This is a genomic window from Cellulomonas algicola, assembly GCF_019024305.1.
GTDB lineage: Bacteria > Actinomycetota > Actinomycetes > Actinomycetales > Cellulomonadaceae > Cellulomonas > Cellulomonas algicola.
This window is the reverse complement of record NZ_JAHKSJ010000002.1, coordinates 716,370-735,634: the sequence shown is the minus strand read 5'-3', so window position 1 is coordinate 735,634 and position 19,265 is coordinate 716,370. Positions and strand designations below refer to the sequence as shown.

Here is a 19,265-nt window from a genome sequence, read left to right as displayed (position 1 = left end):
CCACGACGCGTCGACCGACGCATCGCCTGGGTCACACTGGCTGTAGCGGGAGCGGGGCTTGAACCCGCGACCTCACGATTATGAGTCGTGCGCTCTGACCAGCTGAGCTACCCCGCCTCGGATGTCCCGAGACCGTGGAATGCACCACGGCCCCGGACACACCACAGAGCCCCGAAAGGGAATCGAACCCTTGACCTTCTCCTTACCATGGAGACGCTCTGCCGACTGAGCTATCGGGGCAGCGCGTGCAAGGTTACACGGGCGAGTGCCCGCCTGCGAAATCCGGGCCGGTGACGGTCGCCACGGCGGTCGCCTACCCGTCGCGCGACCTGCCACGACGGCCGCCGTGGGCCTCCCCGCGGTCGCCCGCGAACCCGCGTCCGAGCACGTCTGCCTAAACGATTCGTCTCGTCGCCAGGGCGGTTTGTCCGGTGTCAGGATCCCGCCCATGCGCCGAACACCCCGCAGCACCGCCGCTGCCCTCCTGCTCGCCGCCGCGGTCACCCTCGGCACCGCGTCGTGCACCGGCTCCGACGACGACGCCGCCACCCCGGACTCCGACGGCGGCGACGGCACCGCCGCGACGCTCGCGTGGCCCACCGCGATCGACCCCGCGACCGCCGAGGACGCGTTCTTCGTCGTCTGGACCGACGTCGCCGACTCCGCCGCGGGCCCCGAGAAGCTGCAGCCGACCATCGACGCGCTCGCCGCCGCGGGCTACACGACGCTCCCCTGGGACCCGGCCTGCCAGAGCGGTGCCGAGGAGCTCCTGGGCGGCCTCACCGGCTTCGCGGACCCGCTCGGCGTCGGCGTGGCGTTCACCTCCGCGGAGGACGCCGGTGCCTTCGACACGCTCTACGAGGGCGCGACCGTCTCCGTCACCGAAGGCACGTACACCTGCGCCAAGCCGTCCTGACCCGCTCCCCCACTCCCGCGACCGGCGGGGCGCCCTCGGGCGCCCCGCCGTCGTCGTCCCCGGAGCGGCCCGGGCCGGGACCGCCCACGCCCACCATCCAGGGGCGCGGGAGGGCGAGGGGTCGAGTACCGGAGACGACGAGAGCCCGGACTGCAGTCGCAGTCCGGGCTCTCGCACCGTGGCGGGTGAGGGATTCGAACCCCCGTAGGCTGTGCCAGCTGATTTACAGTCAGCCCCCTTTGGCCGCTCGGGTAACCCGCCAGGGATCGCTCGCCGTTGCGGGGTCGACCCGGAGGCCGGCCGCCGCGAGCAGCGCGCGGGTGGAAGGATAGCAACTCCCGAGGGGTGCTGACGAAACGGTCCCCCGGGACGGACGGCCGACGCCCCTGGGCGCGGCGACAGACGAGCCCCCGGCGGGTGTCCGGGGCGGCAGGAGGAGAGCACATGGCGAGCGAGTCGTCGTTCGACGTCGTCAGCAAGGTCGACCGTCAGGAGGTCGACAACGCGCTGAACCAGGCGGCGAAGGAGATCGCCCAGCGGTACGACTTCAAGGGCGTCGGGGCGTCGATCACGTGGAGCGGCGAGTCGGTCCTCATGGTCGCGAACTCGGCCGAGCGGGTGCTCGCGGTGCTCGACGTCTTCGAGTCGAAGCTCATCAAGCGCGGGATCTCGCTCAAGTCGCTCGACGTCGGCGACCGCGAGCCCAAGCCGTCGGGCAAGGAGTACCGCCTCGCGGGGGCGATCCAGGAGGGCCTGTCGAGCGAGATCGCGAAGAAGCTCGCGAAGATCGTCCGCGACGAGGGCCCGAAGAACGTCAAGACGCAGATCCAGGGCGACGAGCTGCGCGTCACCGCCAAGAGCCGCGACGACCTGCAGGCCGTCATCGCGCTGCTCAAGGGCGCCGACGTCGACGCGGCGCTCCAGTTCGTCAACTACCGCTGACGCGGCGGCGGGGAGCGCGGCGCACGCCGCGCCTCCCCGCCGCCCGTCCGGCATCGCCACGGTCCCCGCGAACGCCCGCAGGCACCCGCCCGCGGACCCGTGCTCCCGCGCCACGCACGAGGCGGACCGCGGGCTCACACCGTCGGCGTCGAGACGGCGGTCGTCCGCCGGATCAGACGCCCGCGCCGAGCGCCGCGAGCGAGAAGCGGCTGCGGTCGAGCTCGTCGTCGTCGGCGCCGACCTGGCGCGGCACACCGAGGCCGTCCTCGGCGAGGTCGGCGAGCACCTGACCGGCCCCCGGAGCCAGCGCGACGCCGTGCAGGCCGGTGCCCAGCGCCAGCACGACGCGGCCCACCCGGTCGAGCACCATCGGTCCGGCGGCACGCTCGGTGACCCACGGTCCGGCACCGTCGACGCCGACGCCGGGCAGGCACTGCGCGACGTACTCCACGAGCTCGGTGGCGACGGCCTCGGCGGCGTCCTCCGCGCCGGCCGCGCCGAGCGGTGCGGGCTCGGTCCGGTGCACGAGCACGACGCCCTGGTCGGTCGGCTCGCCGCGCACCCGCAGCGCGGGGTAGCCGGCGTCGGGCCCGAGATCCCCCCGAGCGGACCGGTGCGCGACGGGGTCGGCACGGTGCACGAACGCGGGCCAGGGTCGACTGCCGGACGGGAGCGCTTCCACCCGGTCGGCGCGCACGCGCGTCTCGCGGACGACGTGCGCCGCGGGGACCTCGACGACGCCGTCGAGGAGCCCGGCGGTCGCCGCGCCCGCGCACAAGACGACGACCGAGGCGTCGACGTGGTCGCCGTCGTCGACGTGCACGCGCGCGGCGTCGTCGCGCACCTCGACCCGTCGCACGTCCGCGCCGAGCGCCAGGTCCGCACCGTGCGACACCGCCTGCCGGCGCAGCGCCGCGAGCGTCGCGGCGACGTCGGCCACACCGGCGGCGGGCTGCACGACGGCGCGGTCGTCGAACCGCATGCCCGGCCAGCGCTGCTCCGCCTCCGGACCCGTGAGGTACTCGAACGGCACCGACGTGACCAGCAACGTCTCCACGAGCGGGCGCAGCGCCTCGACGGGGCCGTGCTCGACGCAGCCCGTCGGCTCGACCAGGCGCTCGCCGGCCTCGTGCTCGAGGACGTTCCACCACTGGTGGCTGAGGAGCGCGAGCCGGCAGCGGGCGACGTCCGCGTGGCCCGGCCGGACGACGTCGCGTCCCTGCGCGGGGGGCTCCTGCGCACGGTCGAGCAGCAGCACGCGGTGCCCGCGCCGCGCGAGCGCCCAGGCCGTCGCGGAGCCCGTCGCCCCGGCACCGACCACCACGACGTCGTACCGGTCCTGCGTCACGTCGCCCCCTCCCGCGCGTGACACCGTGCCCCGTCGCGGGGCAGATTCTAGGGATTCGTCCCGATTCGCGAACATCGCTGTCCGCGAGGAGAGATCGTCTGACCTGGCGGCCCGTCCGTCGTCGATCCGCCAGGTCGCGGCGGGGAGCGGCGACGACCGAGCGACGGGGCCCCCACCCGGGCGGGCTCGTCCTGCGACCGCCGCGGCGCCGCGTCCTCAGTAGCGCGTGATGCCGCCCGTCGTGCCCGCCTGCTTCTCCAGCCGCGCGATCCGCTCGGCCATCGGAGGGTGCGTCGCGAACATCTTCGCGAGCCCCTGGCCCGAGAAGGGGTTGGCGATCATGAGGTGCGAGACGTCGACGAGCTCGCGGTCCTGCGGCAGCGGGCGCGCCCTGGTCCCGGACTCGAGCTTGCGCAGCGCCGACGCGAGCGCGAGCGGGTCGCCGGTCAGGCGGGCGCCGTCCTCGTCGGCGTCGTACTCGCGCGTGCGGCTGATCGCGAGCTGGATCAGGGTCGCCGCGAGCGGAGCGAGGAAGGCCAGCAGCAGTCCCGCGAGCGGGTTGCCGCCGCGGTCGCGGTCCGAGCCGCCGCCGAAGAAGAGCGCGAACTGGGCGAGCGACGTGATGATGCCGGCGACGGCGGCTGCGACGGACGACGTGAGGATGTCGCGGTTGTAGACGTGCATGAGCTCGTGGCCCAGGACGCCGCGCAGCTCGCGCTCGTCGAGCAGGTGCAGGATGCCCTCGGTGCAGCACACGGCCGCGTTCTGGGGGTTGCGGCCCGTCGCGAACGCGTTCGGCGCGGCCGTCGGCGACACGTACAGGCGCGGCATCGGCTGGCGGGCCTGCGTCGAGAGCTCCCGGACGATGCGGTACATCGCCGGCTGCTCGATCTCGCTGACCGGGCGCGCGCGCATCGCGCGGATCGCGATCTTGTCGGAGTTCCAGTAGGAGTACGCGGTCATCACGAGGCCGAGCCCCGCGAAGATCAGCAGGTACTTCGGCGTGCCACCGCCGAGCAGCCACCCGATGCCGAGCAGCACCGCCCACAGGGCCCCGAACAGCGCCGCCGTCTTCAGCCCGTTGAAGTGCTGGTGTCCCATCGTGCGCACCCGTTCCTTCCCGCGTCTCGCGCCCGACCAACGCGGGCCGCGACCCGCAGGTTCCCTCGTATTGTGTGCTCCACGTCCCGCCGACGACGCCGACGACGCACCCACCTCCCTCCCGAGCCCCGGAGCCCGTGATGCGCACAGCCCGCTGGACCGCCCTGACCGCCGCCCTCGTCGCCACGCTCGCGGTCGCGGCCTGTGCCCCCGTCGACGACGCGCCGACGGGCGACCCGACGTCCACGGCCGGCGGGCTCGCCACGGTCAAGGACGGCGTCCTCACGATCGCGACGTCCGACCCGGCGTACGAGCCGTGGGTCGTCGACAACGACCCGAGCAACGGCGAGGGCTTCGAGTCGGCCGTCGCGTACGCGGTCGCCGAGCAGCTCGGCTACGACGCCGACCAGGTCGAGTGGACCGTCGCGAGCTTCGACCAGATCATCGCGCCGGGTGCGAAGGACTTCGACTTCGCGGTCAACCAGGTGTCGATCAGCGACGAGCGCAGCAAGAGCCTCGCGTTCTCCTCGCCGTACTACGAGACGACGCAGGCCGTCGTGACGCTCGAGGGCTCCCCCGCCGCCGACACGACGAGCCTCGCCGACCTCAAGGACGTGCGGATCGGCGCGATGGTCGGCACCACGAGCCTGACGGCCGCGCAGAACACCATCGCGCCGACCACGCCCGTCTCGCCGTTCAACGACAACGACCAGGTCAAGCAGGCCCTCACGTCAGGGCTCGTCGACGCGATCGTCGTGGACCTGCCCACCGCGCTCTACGTCACCGCGGCCGAGCTCGACGGCGGCGTCCTCGTCGGCCAGCTCCCGGGCAGCGCGGGCGGCGACCAGTTCGGCCTCGTGATGGACCTCGACAGCCCGCTGACCGCCGACGTGTCCGCCGCGGTCGACGCGCTGCGCGAGGACGGCACGCTCGCCGAGCTCGAGGCGCAGTGGCTGACCGACGCCGCGGGCGCGCCCGTCCTGAAGTGACGGCCGCGTCGGCGGCCCCGGTCGCCTGGGAGCCGTCTGAGCACCAGCGCGCGCGGGACGCCTACCGGCGCACGCGGGCGCGCCGCTCGACCGCGGTGGCGATCGTCTCGACGGTCGCGCTGACCGCCGTCGCGGTGCTCGGGCTCGTCTCGTCGCCCGGGTGGCCGCGGGTCAAGGCGTCGTTCTTCGACCCGGAGGTCGCGCGCGCGTCGCTGCCGGCGGTGCTCGAGGGCCTGTGGCTCAACATCCGCGTCATGGCCGTATGCGCGGTCGTGATCGTCGTCGTCGCGCTCGGTCTCGCGCTCGCGCGCACGCTGCGCGGCCCCGTGTTCTTCCCGCTGCGGGCGCTCGCGACGGGCTACGTCGACGTGTTCCGCGGGCTGCCGCTGATCCTCGTGCTGCTGCTCGTCGGGTTCGGCCTGCCGGGCCTGCGGCTCCAGGGCGTCCCGACGTCCGCCGTGGTCCTCGGCGGGCTCGCGCTCGTGCTCACCTACTCCGCGTACGTCGCCGAGGTGTTCCGCGCCGGCATCGAGTCCGTGCACCCGTCGCAGGTCGCCGCCGCCCGGTCGCTGGGGCTCACGCGCGGGCAGGCGATGCGGCACGTCGTGCTGCCCCAGGCGGTCCGGCGCGTCGTGCCGCCGCTGCTCAACGACCTCGTCGCGCTGTCGAAGGACTCGGGCCTCATCTCGATCCTCGGCGCGATCGACGCGGTGCGCGCCGCGCAGATCGAGACCGCGCGCTACGCCAACTTCACGCCGTACGTCGTCGCGGGCGTGCTCTTCGTGCTCCTCACGATCCCGCTCACGCGGTTCACCGACGTGCTCGCCCGCCGGTCCGGCTGGCTCGGTGCGCAGGGTTCGCTCGCGGGCGGCGGGGCGCTGCGGTGACCGCGACGGACGAGGCCCCCCTGCTGCGCGTCCGCGGGCTGCGCAAGTCGTTCGGCGAGCACGTCGTGCTGGACGACCTGTCGCTCGACGTCGAGGCGCACCGCGTCGTCGTCCTCATCGGCGCGTCCGGGTCCGGGAAGTCCACGCTGCTGCGGTGCGTCGACCTGCTCGAGGACGTCGACGACGGCGTCATCGAGCTCGAGGGCCAGGACATCACCGACCCGCGGCTCGACGCGAACGCCGTGCGCGCGCGGATCGGCATGGTGTTCCAGTCGTACAACCTGTTCCCGCACCTGCGCGTGCTCGACAACGTCACGCTCGCGCCGCGGCTCGTGCACCGCACGCCGCGGCCGCAGGCCGAGGCCGAGGCGATGGCCGTCCTCGAGCGTGTCGGGCTCGCCGACAAGGCCCGCGCGTTCCCGGACGAGCTGTCGGGCGGGCAGCAGCAGCGGGTCGCGATCGCCCGTGCGCTGCTCGGCAGGCCCGCCGTCATGCTGCTCGACGAGGTCACGAGCGCGCTCGACCCCGAGCTCGTCGGCGAGGTGCTCGACCTGCTCGTCGAGCTCAAGTCGACCGGGCTCACGATGGTCGTCGCGACCCACGAGATGGGGTTCGCGCGCGAGGTCGCCGACGAGGTGTGCTTCCTGCACGCCGGGCGCGTGCACGAGCGCGGGACCGCCGCGCAGGTGCTCGGCGACCCGCAGCAGGAGCGGACACGCGAGTTCCTGCGGCGGCTGCACGCCTGACGCCGCCGCGGTCGCGGTGCACGTCGACGACCCGGCGCCCCACGCCGACCGTCCGCGGTCGGGGACGCCGCGTCCGACGGCCGACCGTCGACACGCGCGTGCGCCGTCGGCCCGCGGCGGACCGACACGACGAGGCCCGGCCCCCCGTCGGGGGCCGGGCCTCGTGACGTCGTGCGTGCGGTCAGACGGTCGGGACGTCGCGGCCGAGCGAGATCGCGACCATGTGCTCGCGCGGGACGACCTTGACGCGCTCGCGGCCGTGCGGCTCGCCGAGGGACCTCTCCCACGCGTCGAGCAGCTCCCAGCCGGTCCACGTGATGACGTCGACACCGCGCGCGGCGAGGAACTCGTCGACGGCCTTCGGCTCGCGGTCCGTCGCCGTGTAGAACGCGTCGCCGCCCTCGGCGACGTCCTCGCCGAGGTGGCGGATCGTCTCCGACGCGTCCGACTTGGTGTGGCCGATGAGGCCGACCGGGCCGCGCTTGATCCAGCCCGTCGCGTACACGCCGGGGATGTGCTCGCCGTCGACGTCCACGACGCGACCCTCACGGTTCGGGATCACGCCCGCGACGTCGTCGAACGGGATGTCGACGAGCGGCGACCCGAAGTAGCCGACCGCGCGGTAGACGGCCTGGACGGCCCAGTCGTGCGTCTGCCCCGTGCCCGTGACGTTGCCGTCGCCGTTGAGCGCGGTGCGCTCGGTGCGCAGGCCGACGACCTTGCCGTCCTCGCCCAGCACCTCGACCGGCTTGTGCAGGAAGTGCAGGTGGATCCGGCGGCTCGCGGTGAGCTCCTCGGGCTCCTTGAGCGTCCAGTCCGTGAGGGTCTTGACCACCTGCTTGGTCTGGTTCGAGGAGTGGATCGCGGCCATCGAGCCCTCGTCGAACTCGAAGTCCTCGGGGTAGACGATGACGTCGACGTCCGGCACGTGCCCGAGCTCGCGCAGCTCGAGCGGCGAGAACTTGACCTGCGCGGGACCGCGGCGGGCGAAGACGTGCACGTCGGTGACGGGCGACGCCTTGAGGAGTTCGTAGACGTTGGCCGGGACCTCGGTCGGCAGCAGGTCGTCCGCGTGCTTCGCGAGGATGCGCGCGACGTCGAGCGCGACGTTGCCGGCGCCCAGGACCGCGACGTGCTGCGCCTCGAGCGGCCAGGTGCGCGGGACGTCGGGGTGGCCGTCGTACCAGGAGACGAAGTCCGCGGCACCGTAGGAGCCGTCGAGGTCGATGCCCGGGATCGGCAGGGCCGCGTCGCGGATCGAGCCCGTGGAGAAGATCACGGCGTCGTAGAACTGGCGCAGGTCGTCGAGCTTGAGGTCCGTGCCGTAGTCGACGTTCGCGAGGAGGCGGATGTCGCCGCGCTCGAGCACCTTGTGCAGCGCGACGATGATCTGCTTGATGCGCGGGTGGTCCGGCGCGACGCCGTAGCGCACGAGCCCGAACGGCGCGGGCAGTCGCTCGAACAGGTCGATGCTGACGTCGAGGTCCGTCTTCGACAGGATGTCGGCGGCGTAGATGCCGGCCGGTCCGGCGCCGACGACGGCGACGCGCAGGGTCGGGGTGCTCACGGGACGGTTCGCCTTCCGATCGGGGAGCGGTCGTCCGCACCGCGGACGGGTGGGTCCAGCGGTGGACGTTACCGGGACGCAGCGGGCATGCCGACGCGGCCGTGCGGCGAACAGTCTAGGTCGGCGGGTGAGGGTCGCCTCACCCGTTTCACGATCTGGACCTCTGGTCCATGATGCAAGACAAGCGTCCGATTCTCCGGTAGAGGCGAGCGCTTACGCTCGACGGGTGCCCGGAACACCCGACGCAGCGGTCCCCGGACCCGCCGCGACGTCCCCCCTCACCCCCGCCCACTCCCCCACCAGCACCCCTGCCGGCTCCCCTGCTGCCGAGACGGCACCGCCCGGTTCCGGCACGACGCCGAGCAGCTCCGCCGACGTGGCGTCGACGCCGCCGTCCGCGCGCGGTGGCCTGGCCGCCGGCATCGCCGCCTACGCGCTGTGGGGCGTGCTGCCCCTGTACTTCCCGCTGCTCGAACCCGCCGGCGCCGTCGAGATCATCGCCCACCGCGTCGTCTGGTCCCTGCTGTTCTGCCTCATCCTGCTGCTCGTCACGCGGACCTGGACCGGGTTCGTCGCCCCGCTCCGCGACCGCCGCACGCTCGGGCTGCTCGCCGTCGCCGCCGTCCTGCTCGCCGTGAACTGGCTCGTGTTCGTCTTCGGCGTCCTCACCGACCGGGTCGTCGACGCGGCCCTCGGGTACTTCATCAACCCGCTCGTCACCGTCGCCCTCGCCGTCCTCGTGCTCCGCGAACGCCTGCGCCCCGTGCAGTGGGTCGCGCTCGGGTTCGGCGCGCTCGCGGTCGTCGTCATCACCGTCGGCTACGGGCAGCTCCCCTGGATCGCCCTCACGCTCGCGCTCAGCTTCGGGTTCTACGGCCTCATCAAGAACCGCGTCGGACGGAGCGTCGCGGCGATCCCCGGCATGACCGCCGAGACCCTCCTGCTCGCCCCGCTCGCACTCGGGTACATCGTCGTGCTCGGCGTCGACGGCACCGGGACCTTCGCCGCGTACGGCCCCTGGCACGCCGTCGCGCTCGTCTCGTCGGGCGTCGTGACCGCCGTCCCGCTCCTGCTGTTCAACTCCGCCGCGCGCCGGCTTCCCCTGAGCGTCGTCGGGCTGCTGCAGTACCTCGCGCCCGTCCTGCAGCTCCTCATCGGCGTCCTGGTGCTGCACGAGCGGATGCCCGTGGCCCGGTGGTGGGGGTTCGCGCTCGTGTGGGTCGCGCTCGTCCTGCTCACCGTCGACGGGCTGCGGAACCGGCTCCACGCGCGCACGCGGACCGCCGCGGCCTGACGAGCACCGGGCGTCAGCGCCGCGGCACCGTCGCGTCGACCACCACGACCGTCACGTTGTCGCGGCCGCCGGCCGCCAGCGCCGCCGCGACCAGGCGGTCCGCCGCCTCCTGCGCCGACCCCGCCGTGCGCAGCTCGACCTCGATCCTGCGGTCCGTCAGCTCGTCCGTCAGGCCGTCCGAGCACACCACCATCCGGTCGCCCGGGCTCACCGGGAACAGCCACACGTCCGGCCGCACGTCCGACGCGCCGCCGCCGAGGACGCGCGTGACGACGTGCCGCCGCGGGTGACGCGCGGCCGCGTCCGCCGGCACCAGACCGCTCGCGACGAGCTCGGCGATCTCCGAGTGGTCCGCCGTGACCTGCTCGAGCACGCCGCCGATCATCCGGTACGTCCGCGAGTCGCCCACGTTGAGCACGACCCAGCACGGCACGCCCTCGTGCTCCGTGAGGACCACGCCCGTGATCGTCGTGCCCGGTCGGCGCGGCGACGACGACGGGAGGTCCCGGACCCGCGCGTGCGCGTCGCGCAACGTGCCCGCGACCGTCGCGACGTCGGGCGTCGTCCCGACCAGCGGCCGCAGCGCCTCGACGGCCAGGCTGCTCGCGACCTCGCCCGCCTCGTGACCACCCATGCCGTCCGCGACGACGTACACGCCGCCCGACGCGAGGGACGCGTCCTCGTTCGAGTCCCGGCGCCCGCGGTCCGTCGCGACGCCCACGTCGACCCGGACGCCGGCCACGGCCGGCTGCACCGACTCGTCCGACGGGGCCGTCACGTCCACCTCGCAGCGGGGTCGCTCCCCGGCGGAGACCCGCCGTCGGGAGGGCGGTCGGCGACCGCCGCGCTCATGCTACGGCGCGACACGGGCAGGACGCGGCCGTTCGTCGGGATCGTCCCGGGTGGCGGAAGGGCCGCCCGCCGCTCCCGGGCCTGGGAGCCGTGCGCGTCAGGCGCGCTCGACCCGGGCCGCCCGCTGACCGAAGCGGATCGTCCAGCCCGCCTCCACGACCGCGCGCGTGCCGGGCGTCAGCGCCGCCCCCGAGCCGTCGGGACCGACGAGCACCGTGCCGTTCGTCGAGCCACGGTCGACCACCCAGAGGTGGCCGTCGCCCGTCGGACCGAACGCGAGGTGGATCTTCGAGACCGAGCGCTGCGGGTCGTCGACCGCGACGACGTGCGTGACGCCGGCGTCGGACGGGTCGCGACCGACGAGCCCGTCACCCTCGACGACGACCCGCTCGCCCGTGTCGAACACGAGCCGCAGCAGGCCCGCGGGGGTGCGGCCCGGGGACCGGTCCGCCGCGCCGACGAGGCGCGTGCGCTCGACGTCGCCGGGCCCACCGGCCGTCGGCACCTCGTCGCGCAGGACGGTGTGCTCCAGGTCGCCCAGAACGGACGGCGTGAGCCGCTCGACCGGCGGCGTCGCCGGCTCGCGCAGACGGGTCTGCTCCGCCTCGCCGAGCCCGATCGCCTCGACCGGCGGCGTCGCCGGCTCGCGCAGTCGGGTCTGCTCCACCTCGCCGCGCCCGACCGCCTCGACCGGCGGCGGCGCCGGCTCGCGCAGACGGGTCTGCTCCACCTCGCCGAGCCCGACCGCCTCGACCGGCGGCGTCGCCGGCTCGCGCAGACGGGTCTGCTCCACCTCGCCGAGCCCGCCCGCCTCGACCGGCGGCGTCGCCGGCTCGCGGAGCCGGGTCTGCTCCACCTCGCCGCGCCCGACCGCCTCGACCGGCGGCGACGCCGGCTCGCGCAGACGGGTCTGCTCCACCTCGCCGAGCCCGATCGCCTGACCCGGGTCGGTGATCGGCTCGCGCAGACGCGTGTGCTCGATCTCGCCGAGACCGCCGGCAGGAGCGGGACCGGGCTCGGGTGCGGGGGTAGGTGCGGGACGTCGGGCGACCGGCACGAGCGGGATCGTGCCCGTGACCGTCTCGGGCACGTCGACGAGTCCCGGACGCGCGACGACGGGCGCGGACGGACCGGGACGGACCGGCACCGCGTCGATGATCGGGCCCCCGCCGCGCGGGGCGTCGCGGTGCTCGTCCGCGATGCCGGCAGGCACGTCGACGAGACCAGCCCCGGGCGCGGAGGGGGGCGACACCATGGGCACGACCGCGGTCGGCGGCGGTCCCTCGACGAACGCGGGCGGCGGTGTCGTCGGTCGATCATCGGCGGCGGTGGCGAACGGCGGCGGCGGTGCGAGCGGCGGCGCAGCAGGTGCGGGCGCGGCGCCGTCCAGCGGTGCCAGCGGGCCTGGAGGTGCCGGCGGCACCGGGCGCCCCGGTTCGACGCCGCGCGCGACGGCCGTCTCCCACGCGTCGCGCGCATCGGCTCGGCCGGCGGCGGAGCGACGGGGCCCGTCGACGGCGGCGCGACGACCGTGCCCGCCGCGCACGGCCCGGAGGGCACCGGCCCGGACGACGAGGGTCCCGGCGGCCTTGTCGTGCCAGCCGCGCTGCGCGGGCTCGCGGTCCCACACGCCGGAGATCACGACGACGACCTGGCCGACGAAGCAGACCAGCACACCCGCGGCGACGACGAGGTTGCGCAGCAGGATCGCGAGCAGACCGGCCGGCAGGCCCGTCCGGACGGCGACCGTGCGGATGCCCAGCGCCGCACCGCCGATGGTCGCGCCGGTGATCGCCTCGGCGGCCCACTGGCCGACACCCACGAGGAGCGCGAGCACGCCCGGGAGGACCATGAGCCCCGGCGGGCGCCCGTCCGCGCCCGCGCCCGCGGCGAGGGCGATCGCGGTGCCGATCCCGTAGGCCGCACCGAGCACCGCGCCGTCGACGACGTACGCGAGGAACCGGCGCACGACCGGTGCGACCTCGTCCGGGGCGACCGGGACGCCGCCCGCGACCGACCGGGGCGCCGGCCCGCGCGCGGCGCGGGGCCGCTGGGGCTCGACCGGGGGTGTGCTCACCGTGACCTCCGTCGCGGCCTCGGGCGGGTCCGCGCCGTCATGCTGCCAGATCGCGCCGCGACCCAGCGTCGACGTCCCGCATGTCCCGACGGCGTGCCCCCGGACGGGTCAGCGGCCGGGCCGGTCCCGGCGGCCGGGCCGGTCCCGGCGGTCGGGCACGCCGCCGGGCGCCGTACCTCGCCGGTCAGGACACCTCGTCGGTCACGGGCACGGTCGGTCCGGACGCGCCGACGGGTCAGGACGCGCGGTCGACCAGCGCGTCCGCGAACGCGACGAGCGCGTCCTTGACGGGTCCGTCGGGCAGCGGCGCGAGCTCGGCGACGGCCTCGTGCGCGAGGGCCACGGCCCGAGACCGCGTCTCCTCGACCACGGGGTGCGCCCGCAGGGCCGCGACGGCCGCCGCGAGGGCGTCGTCACCGGTCAGGTCGGCGTCGAGCTGCTCGACGAGCGCGACGTCGTCGAGCGACGCGTCGGCTGCGGCGGCGCGGGCACGCAGGAGGAGGGCGGGCATCGTGGGGACGCGCTCGCGCAGGTCGGTGCCGGGGGTCTTGCCGGTCACGGCACCGTCGGAGGTGAGGTCGATGACGTCGTCGGCGAGCTGGAACGCGACGCCGATCTTCTCGCCGAAGGCCGTGACGGTCCGGACGACGTCGGGCCGGCAGCCGGCGAACATCGCGCCGAAGCGGGCGGACGTCGCGACGAGCGACGCAGTCTTGTCGGCGAGGACCTGGAGGTAGTGCGCGACGGGGTCCTCGTCGGGGCGCGGGCCGACGGTCTCGTGCAGCTGGCCCAGGCACAGCCGCTCGAACGTCGCGGCCTGGATGCGGACCGCGTCGGGGCCGAGGCCCGCGACGGTCGCGGACGCGCGCGCGAACAGCAGGTCGCCCGTGAGGATCGCGACGGAGTTGCCCCACACCTCGTGCGCACTGGGTGCCCCGCGGCGCAGCGGCGCGGAGTCCATGACGTCGTCGTGGTAGAGCGTCGCGAGGTGCGTGAGCTCGACGACGGTGGCCGCGTCGACGACCTCGCGCCGTGCGCCGTCGCCCAGCTCGGCCGTGAGGAGCGTGAGCAGCGGCCGCAGCCGCTTGCCGCCCGCGTTGACGAGGTGCCGGGAGGCGTCGTCGGCGAGCTGGTCGGCGTGCGTGACGGAGTCGCGCAGGCGTTCCTCGACGAGCGCCAGCCGGTCGGTGAGGCGCGCGCTCAGAGCAGGGTCCGCCAGAGCGATGGCGGTCGTCGTGGTCACGGCACGAACCTATCTTCCCCGCGCGGGTGGGTCGGACACCCCGCGCGGCCGCGTCACGGCAGGAGCTGGGCCACGTCGCCGATGAGGTCGAGGACGGGCGACGGGACGATGCCGAGCACGACGGTGAGCACCGCGCACACGGCGATCGCGACGACGGCGAAGCCCTCGCTCCCGACGACCGTCGTGGTGGTGGCCGTGGCCTTCTCGACGAGGGTCGCGGTCACGCTCGTCCCCGCGGGCGTCGGTGCCTCGACGGGCTCGTCCGAGACGGTCGCGGCCGCTCCCCCGGTCACCTCGTCGGCACCGTCGCCGGCGCCGCCGAAGAACATGAGCACGATGATGCGCACGTAGAAGAACGCGGCCGCGGCGGACGACAGCACGCCGACGACGGCGAGCGGCCAGGCGCCGCCCTCGACGGCGGCCGAGAACACCGCGAACTTCCCGATGAAGCCGGCGGTGAGCGGGATGCCCGCGAACGACAGCAGGAAGAGCGCGAACGTGACCGCGAGGAGCGGGTGGGTGCGTCCCAGCCCGGTCCACTGCGACAGCCGGGTCGCCTCGCCGAGCACCGGCCCGGGTTCCTCGCCGGCGCCCGCCGACCGCTCGCGCACGAGCCACACGATGCCGAACGCGCCGATCGTCGCCGCGCCGTAGGCCAGCAGGTAGAACAGCACGGCCGGGATGGCGGACTCGTCGAGCGCGACGATGCCCGTGAGGATGAAGCCCGCGTGCGCGATCGACGAGTACGCGAGGATGCGCTTGACGTCGGTCTGCACGAGCGCGGCGACGGTGCCGACGACCATGGTCGCGATCGCGACGGTCCACAGCACGACCGACAGGTCCCACTCGAGGTCCGGCAGCACCACGTAGACGATGCGCAGCAGCGCACCGAACGCGGCCACCTTGGTGCAGGCGGCCATGAAGCCGGTGATGGGCGTCGGGGCGCCCTGGTAGACGTCCGGGGTCCACGTGTGGAACGGGACGGCGCCGACCTTGAACAGCAGGCCGGCGAGCACGAGCACCGCGCCGACGAGCAGCAGCCCGTCCACCCCCGTGACCTGGAGCGCCTGGTCGGCGATCTCGGAGTACCGCAGCGAGCCCGAGTAGCCGTACAGCAGGCCGATGCCGAACAGCATGATCGCGGACGCGAACGCACCGAGCAGGAAGTACTTCATCGCCGCCTCCTGCGAGAGCAGGCGGCGACGGCGGGCCATGCCGGTCAGCAGGTACAGCGGCAGCGACAGGACCTCGAGCGCGACGAACAGCGTCAGCAGGTCGCCCGCGGCGGGGAAGATCAGCATGCCGCCCACCGCGAACAGCAGCAGCGGGTAGACCTCGGTCTGCTGGAGGCCGCGTCGACGCGCGAGCTCCTCGTAGTCCGAGCTCGGCACGGCCGCCGCGGACGGCGCGAAGGCGTCCTCGCCGGTGTCCGTGCGGTCGGCCACGACCAGGATCGACAGCAGCGCGAGCAGCGCGATCGTGCCCTGCAGCACGAGCGTCGGGCCGTCGACGATGATCGAGCCGCCGACGACCGCCGTGCCGCCGTCGGACGCGACGCCCGACCACAGCGCCGCGACGGCGACGAGGGCCGCCGCGGGAGCGGCGAGGCCGAGCGTGACCTGCACGGGCCGCCGCACGCGGGCCGGGACGAACGCCTCGACCAGCACGCCCGCGACGGCGGCGAGCAGGACGATGAGCGCCGGGCTCAGCAGCGACCACGGGATCTCGGGCGCGGTGAACGCGTTCACTTGTCGGTCCCTTCCTGGGCGCCGTGGGGTGCGACGTACGGCTCGACGCCGACCTGCTGGAGCGTGAGGTCCGCCGGCGGCCGGACGAGGTCGAGCGCGGGGCCCGGCACGAAGCCGAAGACGAGCATGAGCGCGATGAGCGGGCCGACGACCCACCGCTCGCGCGTGTCGAGGTCGGGCATCGCGACGAGCTCCTCGCGGACCGGTCCCGTGAACACCCGCTGGTAGGTCCACAGCACGTAGATCGCGGCGAGCACCACGCCGAAGGTCGCGACGATCGACGCGGCCGGGTGGCGCGTGAACGTGCCGACCAGCACGAGGAACTCGCTGACGAACGTCGACAGGCCGGGCAGCGACAGCGCGGACAGGCCGATGACGAGGAACGTGCCCGCGAGCACCGGGACGACCTTCTGCAGCCCGCCGAAGTCGGCGATCTGCTGCGACCCGCGCCGCGCCGCGAGGAACCCGACGAGGAGGAACAGTCCGCCCGTCGAGAGGCCGTGGTTGACCATGTAGAACGACGAACCCGCGATCGACGTCGCGGAGAACGCGAAGATGCCGAGCACGATGAAGCCGAAGTGCGACACCGACGTGTACGCGACGAGCCGCATCATGTCCTTCTGCCCGATCGCGAGCAGCGCGCCGTAGAGGATCGACACGACCGCGAGCACGATGATCACCGGCGCCGCCCAGCGGGACGCGTCGGGGAACAGCGGCAGGCACAGCGTGAGCATCCCGAACGTGCCGACCTTGTCGAGCACGCCGACGAGCAGCGTGGACGTCCCGGCCGGCGCCTGCTGCGCCGCGTCGGGCAGCCAGGTGTGCACGGGGAACATCGGCGCCTTGATGGCGAACGCCAGGAAGAAGGCCAGGAACAGCCACTTCTCGAGCGTCGGGTCGAGTGCCAGGCCCGTGAGGTTCTCGGTGAGGAAGCCGTCCGCGCCGCGCGGCCCGTTGAGGTACAGCGCGATGACGCCGACCAGCATGACGAGCCCGCCGGCGAGCGAGTACAGCAGGAACTTCACGGCGGCGTACCGGCGCTGCTCCCCGCCGAACATCCCGATCATGAAGTAGACGGGGATGAGCATCGCCTCGAAGACGACGTAGAAGAGGAACACGTCGCGCGCCGCGAACACGAGGACGATGAACGCCTCGAGCAGCAGGACCAGCGCGAGGTACTGCCGCAGGCGGTCCGTGGGCACGCTCAGCGAGCCCTGCTCACGCCACGCCGCGAGGACGACGAGCGGCACGAGCACGACGGACATGAGCACGAGCACGAGGCCCACGCCGTCGACGCCGACGGCGTACGAGACGCCGAGCGCGGGGATCCAGGAGTGCGTCTCGGTGAGCTGGTGCGCGGCGGCGTCCGCGGTGTCGAACGCGAGCAGCGCACCGACGGCGAGGACGAGCTCGGCGATCGCGAACCCGAGCGCCACCGCGCGGGTCCGGCCGCGCCAGCCCGCGGGCAGCGCCCAGAGGGCGACCGCTCCGAGGACGGGCAGCACGACCAGCGCGGTCAGCCAGGGGAAGGAGGTCGACATCGGTGGGGGCTCTCCCTCAGCTCTGGGTGACCAGGACGGCGACGACGAGCACGACCAGGCCGATCACGGTCGTCGCGGCGTAGGAGCGGACATAGCCGGTCTGCACCCGGCGGGCCAGGTCGCCGAGGCCGACCGTCGCACGGCCGACGCCGGTCACGGTCCCGTCGACGACCGCGCGGTCGGCGAACACGAGCGACCGGGTGAGGTGCTGGCCGGGCTCGACGAGCAGCGCGTCGTTGACGGAGTCCTGGTAGAGGTCGACGCGGGCCGCGCGGGTCAGCGCGGTGCCGAGCGGCGGGACGACCGGGACCTGCGAGACCGCGTACCGGCGCCACGCGATCACGACGCCGACCACGACGACGGCGAGCGTGAGCGCGATGAGCGACCACGCGGGCAGCACGGGCTCCTCGTGCTCGACGTGCCCGGTCACGGGCTCGAGCCACGTGACGAACCGGCCGCCGAGCCCGAGCACCAGGCCCAGGCCGACCGACCCGACGGCGAGGATGATCATCGGCCACGTCATGAGCGGCGGCGCCTCGTGCGGGTGCTGCGCCGAGCCGTCGGCCTTGGGCGCCCAGCGGCGCTCGCCCTCGAACGTCATGAAGAACAGGCGCGACATGTAGAACGCGGTGATGCCCGCGCCGAGCAGCGCGACCGTGCCGAACACCCACGCGCGCCACGGCTGGCCGTCGACGGGCACGAACGCGGCCTCGATGATCTTGTCCTTGCTGAAGAACCCGGCGAACGGCGGGATGCCGAGGATCGCGAGCCAGCCGGCCATGAACGTGAGCCACGTGATCGTCATGTAGCGCGCGAGCCCGCCGAAGCGGCGCATGTCGACCTGGTCGTCCATCGCGTGCATGACCGAGCCGGCCCCGAGGAACATCCCGGCCTTGAAGAAGCCGTGCGTCACCAGGTGGAAGATCGCGAACGCGTACCCGACCGGGCCGAGGCCCGCGGCGAGGACCATGTAGCCGATCTGCGACATCGTCGAGGCGGCCAGCGCCTTCTTGATGTCGTCCTTCGCGCAGCCGACGATCGCCCCGAACAGCAGGGTGATCGCGCCGACGACCACGACGACGAGCTGCGCCGTGGGCGCCGCGTCGAAGATCGCGCCGCTGCGGACGATGAGGTAGACGCCCGCGGTGACCATGGTCGCCGCGTGGATGAGCGCCGACACCGGCGTCGGACCGGCCATCGCGTCGCCCAGCCAGGACTGCAGCGGGAACTGCGCCGACTTGCCGCACGCGGCGAGCAGCAGCATGAGGCCGATCGCGGTCGCGGTGCCCTCGGACAGCTCGGACGCGCCGCCGAGGACCGTGCCGAAGTCGAGCGCGCCGAACTGGGCGACCATGAGGCCCATCGCGACGATGAGGCCGATGTCACCGACGCGGTTGGCGACGAACGCCTTCTTCGCGGCGACCGCGTAGGGCGTCCGGTGGTTCCAGAACCCGATGAGCAGGTACGACGCGAGTCCGACGCCCTCCCACCCGAAGAACAGCAGCAGGTAGGAGTCGGCGAGGACCAGCAGGAGCATCGCCGCGACGAACAGGTTGAGGTACGCGAAGAACCGGCGGCGCGCGTCGTCGTGCTCCATGTACGCCACGGAGTAGACGTGGATCAGCGTGCCGACGAACGTCACGAGCAGGACGAACGTGAGCGACAGCGGGTCCAGCCGGAAGCCCGCGTCGACGTGGAACGCTCCCGCGTCGAGCCACCGGCCGAGGTCGACGACGACGACGCGCTGGTCCGCCGGGCGACCGAGCAGCGCGAGGAACGCGACCGCACCGGCGACGAACGCGCCGGCCGAGGCGAGGACGCCGAGCCAGTGGCCCCAGCGGTCGGCGCGGCGGCCGAGCAGCAGCAGGACGGCGGCCGACAGCAGCGGCAGGCCGATGAGCAGCGGGCCGACGAGGAAGACGCCGGCCTGCACGGTCTCCGTGGCGGGCGCGATCGTGTCCGCCCGCAGGTGCGCGGGCAGGGTCGCAGCGAGGGTGGTCAGGGTGTGCACGGG

The 19,265-nt window shown here is 74.0% G+C and carries 15 protein-coding genes and 3 tRNA genes; 6 read left to right on the top strand and 12 right to left on the bottom strand.

What is annotated here, in order from left to right:
* Positions 1 to 43: 43 nt before the first annotated feature.
* Positions 44 to 117 (bottom strand) — tRNA-Met (locus KOV94_RS03365).
* A 50-nt stretch (positions 118 to 167) separates the two neighbouring features.
* Positions 168 to 240: transfer RNA gene (locus tag KOV94_RS03360), tRNA-Thr, on the bottom strand.
* A gap of 208 nt (positions 241 to 448) precedes the next feature.
* Between KOV94_RS03360 and KOV94_RS03355 the strand changes: the two genes are divergently transcribed.
* The gene (locus tag KOV94_RS03355; RefSeq protein ID WP_218051212.1) at positions 449 to 916 is read left to right on the top strand and encodes a hypothetical protein; all 468 of its coding nucleotides are present in this window, start codon (positions 449 to 451) and stop codon (positions 914 to 916) included.
* A 179-nt stretch (positions 917 to 1,095) separates the two neighbouring features.
* Here KOV94_RS03355 and KOV94_RS03350 read toward each other — a convergent pair.
* Positions 1,096 to 1,177 (bottom strand) — tRNA-Tyr (locus KOV94_RS03350).
* Between the two features lie 183 nt (positions 1,178 to 1,360).
* Between KOV94_RS03350 and KOV94_RS03345 the strand changes: the two genes are divergently transcribed.
* Positions 1,361 to 1,858, top strand: coding sequence for a YajQ family cyclic di-GMP-binding protein (locus KOV94_RS03345; RefSeq protein WP_124344677.1), 498 nt, complete (start codon positions 1,361 to 1,363; stop codon positions 1,856 to 1,858).
* Positions 1,859 to 2,030: 172 nt separating this feature from the next.
* Here the strand turns inward: KOV94_RS03345 and KOV94_RS03340 are convergent, their stop codons facing one another.
* Both KOV94_RS03340 and htpX read right to left on the bottom strand, forming a co-directional pair.
* On the bottom strand, positions 2,031 to 3,206 hold the full coding sequence (locus tag KOV94_RS03340; RefSeq protein ID WP_218051211.1) for an NAD(P)/FAD-dependent oxidoreductase: 1,176 nt from the start codon (positions 3,204 to 3,206) through the stop codon (positions 2,031 to 2,033).
* Positions 3,207 to 3,422: 216 nt separating this feature from the next.
* Positions 3,423 to 4,307: a zinc metalloprotease HtpX gene (htpX, locus tag KOV94_RS03335; RefSeq protein WP_218051210.1), complete on the bottom strand. Its 885-nt coding sequence runs from the start codon at positions 4,305 to 4,307 to the stop codon at positions 3,423 to 3,425.
* Between the two features lie 140 nt (positions 4,308 to 4,447).
* Here htpX and KOV94_RS03330 point away from each other — a divergent pair, with 140 nt between their 5' ends.
* From KOV94_RS03330 to KOV94_RS03320, 3 genes are read left to right on the top strand one after another with little or no spacing between them, the layout of a single operon-like run.
* The gene (locus KOV94_RS03330; RefSeq protein WP_218051209.1) at positions 4,448 to 5,296 is read left to right on the top strand and encodes an ABC transporter substrate-binding protein; all 849 of its coding nucleotides are present in this window, start codon (positions 4,448 to 4,450) and stop codon (positions 5,294 to 5,296) included.
* A complete protein-coding gene (locus tag KOV94_RS03325; RefSeq protein WP_124344219.1) occupies positions 5,293 to 6,183 on the top strand; it encodes an amino acid ABC transporter permease in 891 nt (296 codons plus the stop codon). The genes KOV94_RS03330 and KOV94_RS03325 overlap by 4 nt, the downstream gene beginning before the upstream one ends.
* Entirely contained in the window at positions 6,180 to 6,929 is a 750-nt protein-coding gene (locus tag KOV94_RS03320) for an amino acid ABC transporter ATP-binding protein (RefSeq protein WP_218051208.1), read from the top strand. Before KOV94_RS03325 ends, KOV94_RS03320 begins: the two co-directional genes overlap by 4 nt.
* A 181-nt stretch (positions 6,930 to 7,110) precedes the next feature.
* Here the strand turns inward: KOV94_RS03320 and KOV94_RS03315 are convergent, their stop codons facing one another.
* On the bottom strand, positions 7,111 to 8,496 hold the full coding sequence (locus KOV94_RS03315; RefSeq protein WP_124343907.1) for an FAD-dependent oxidoreductase: 1,386 nt from the start codon (positions 8,494 to 8,496) through the stop codon (positions 7,111 to 7,113).
* Between the two features lie 376 nt (positions 8,497 to 8,872).
* On the opposite strand from KOV94_RS03315, the gene rarD reads away from it, so the two are divergent.
* On the top strand, positions 8,873 to 9,790 hold the full coding sequence (gene rarD, locus KOV94_RS03310; protein WP_218051256.1) for an EamA family transporter RarD: 918 nt from the start codon (positions 8,873 to 8,875) through the stop codon (positions 9,788 to 9,790).
* A gap of 13 nt (positions 9,791 to 9,803) precedes the next feature.
* On the opposite strand, the gene KOV94_RS03305 is transcribed toward rarD, so the two are convergent.
* The 6 genes from KOV94_RS03305 to nuoL form a co-directional block, all read right to left on the bottom strand.
* On the bottom strand, positions 9,804 to 10,568 hold the full coding sequence (locus KOV94_RS03305) for a PP2C family protein-serine/threonine phosphatase (RefSeq protein ID WP_124343906.1): 765 nt from the start codon (positions 10,566 to 10,568) through the stop codon (positions 9,804 to 9,806).
* Between the two features lie 171 nt (positions 10,569 to 10,739).
* Complete coding sequence (locus KOV94_RS03300; protein WP_218051207.1) at positions 10,740 to 12,719, bottom strand: RDD family protein; 1,980 nt, start codon at positions 12,717 to 12,719, stop codon at positions 10,740 to 10,742.
* Between the two features lie 235 nt (positions 12,720 to 12,954).
* Positions 12,955 to 13,962, bottom strand: a complete 1,008-nt coding sequence (locus KOV94_RS03295; RefSeq protein ID WP_124342514.1) for a polyprenyl synthetase family protein — start codon at positions 13,960 to 13,962, stop codon at positions 12,955 to 12,957.
* A 53-nt stretch (positions 13,963 to 14,015) separates the two neighbouring features.
* Positions 14,016 to 15,710, bottom strand: coding sequence for an NADH-quinone oxidoreductase subunit NuoN (gene nuoN, locus KOV94_RS03290; protein ID WP_124342513.1), 1,695 nt, complete (start codon positions 15,708 to 15,710; stop codon positions 14,016 to 14,018).
* Positions 15,707 to 17,251, bottom strand: coding sequence for an NADH-quinone oxidoreductase subunit M (locus tag KOV94_RS03285; RefSeq protein WP_124342512.1), 1,545 nt, complete (start codon positions 17,249 to 17,251; stop codon positions 15,707 to 15,709). The genes nuoN and KOV94_RS03285 overlap by 4 nt, the downstream gene beginning before the upstream one ends.
* A 16-nt stretch (positions 17,252 to 17,267) precedes the next feature.
* Complete coding sequence (gene nuoL, locus KOV94_RS03280; RefSeq protein WP_218051206.1) at positions 17,268 to 19,262, bottom strand: NADH-quinone oxidoreductase subunit L; 1,995 nt, start codon at positions 19,260 to 19,262, stop codon at positions 17,268 to 17,270.
* Positions 19,263 to 19,265: the final 3 nt, after the last annotated feature.

What these genes read in the sequence shown, in the direction of transcription:
- htpX (WP_218051210.1), bottom strand. Translation starts at nt 4,307, where the DNA reads ATGGGACACCAGCACTTCAACGGGCTGAAGACGGCGGCGCTGTTCGGG.
- KOV94_RS03345 (WP_124344677.1), top strand. Translation starts at nt 1,361, where the DNA reads ATGGCGAGCGAGTCGTCGTTCGACGTCGTCAGCAAGGTCGACCGTCAG.
- KOV94_RS03355 (WP_218051212.1), top strand. Translation starts at nt 449, where the DNA reads ATGCGCCGAACACCCCGCAGCACCGCCGCTGCCCTCCTGCTCGCCGCC.
- KOV94_RS03285 (WP_124342512.1), bottom strand. Translation starts at nt 17,251, where the DNA reads ATGTCGACCTCCTTCCCCTGGCTGACCGCGCTGGTCGTGCTGCCCGTC.
- KOV94_RS03330 (WP_218051209.1), top strand. Translation starts at nt 4,448, where the DNA reads ATGCGCACAGCCCGCTGGACCGCCCTGACCGCCGCCCTCGTCGCCACG.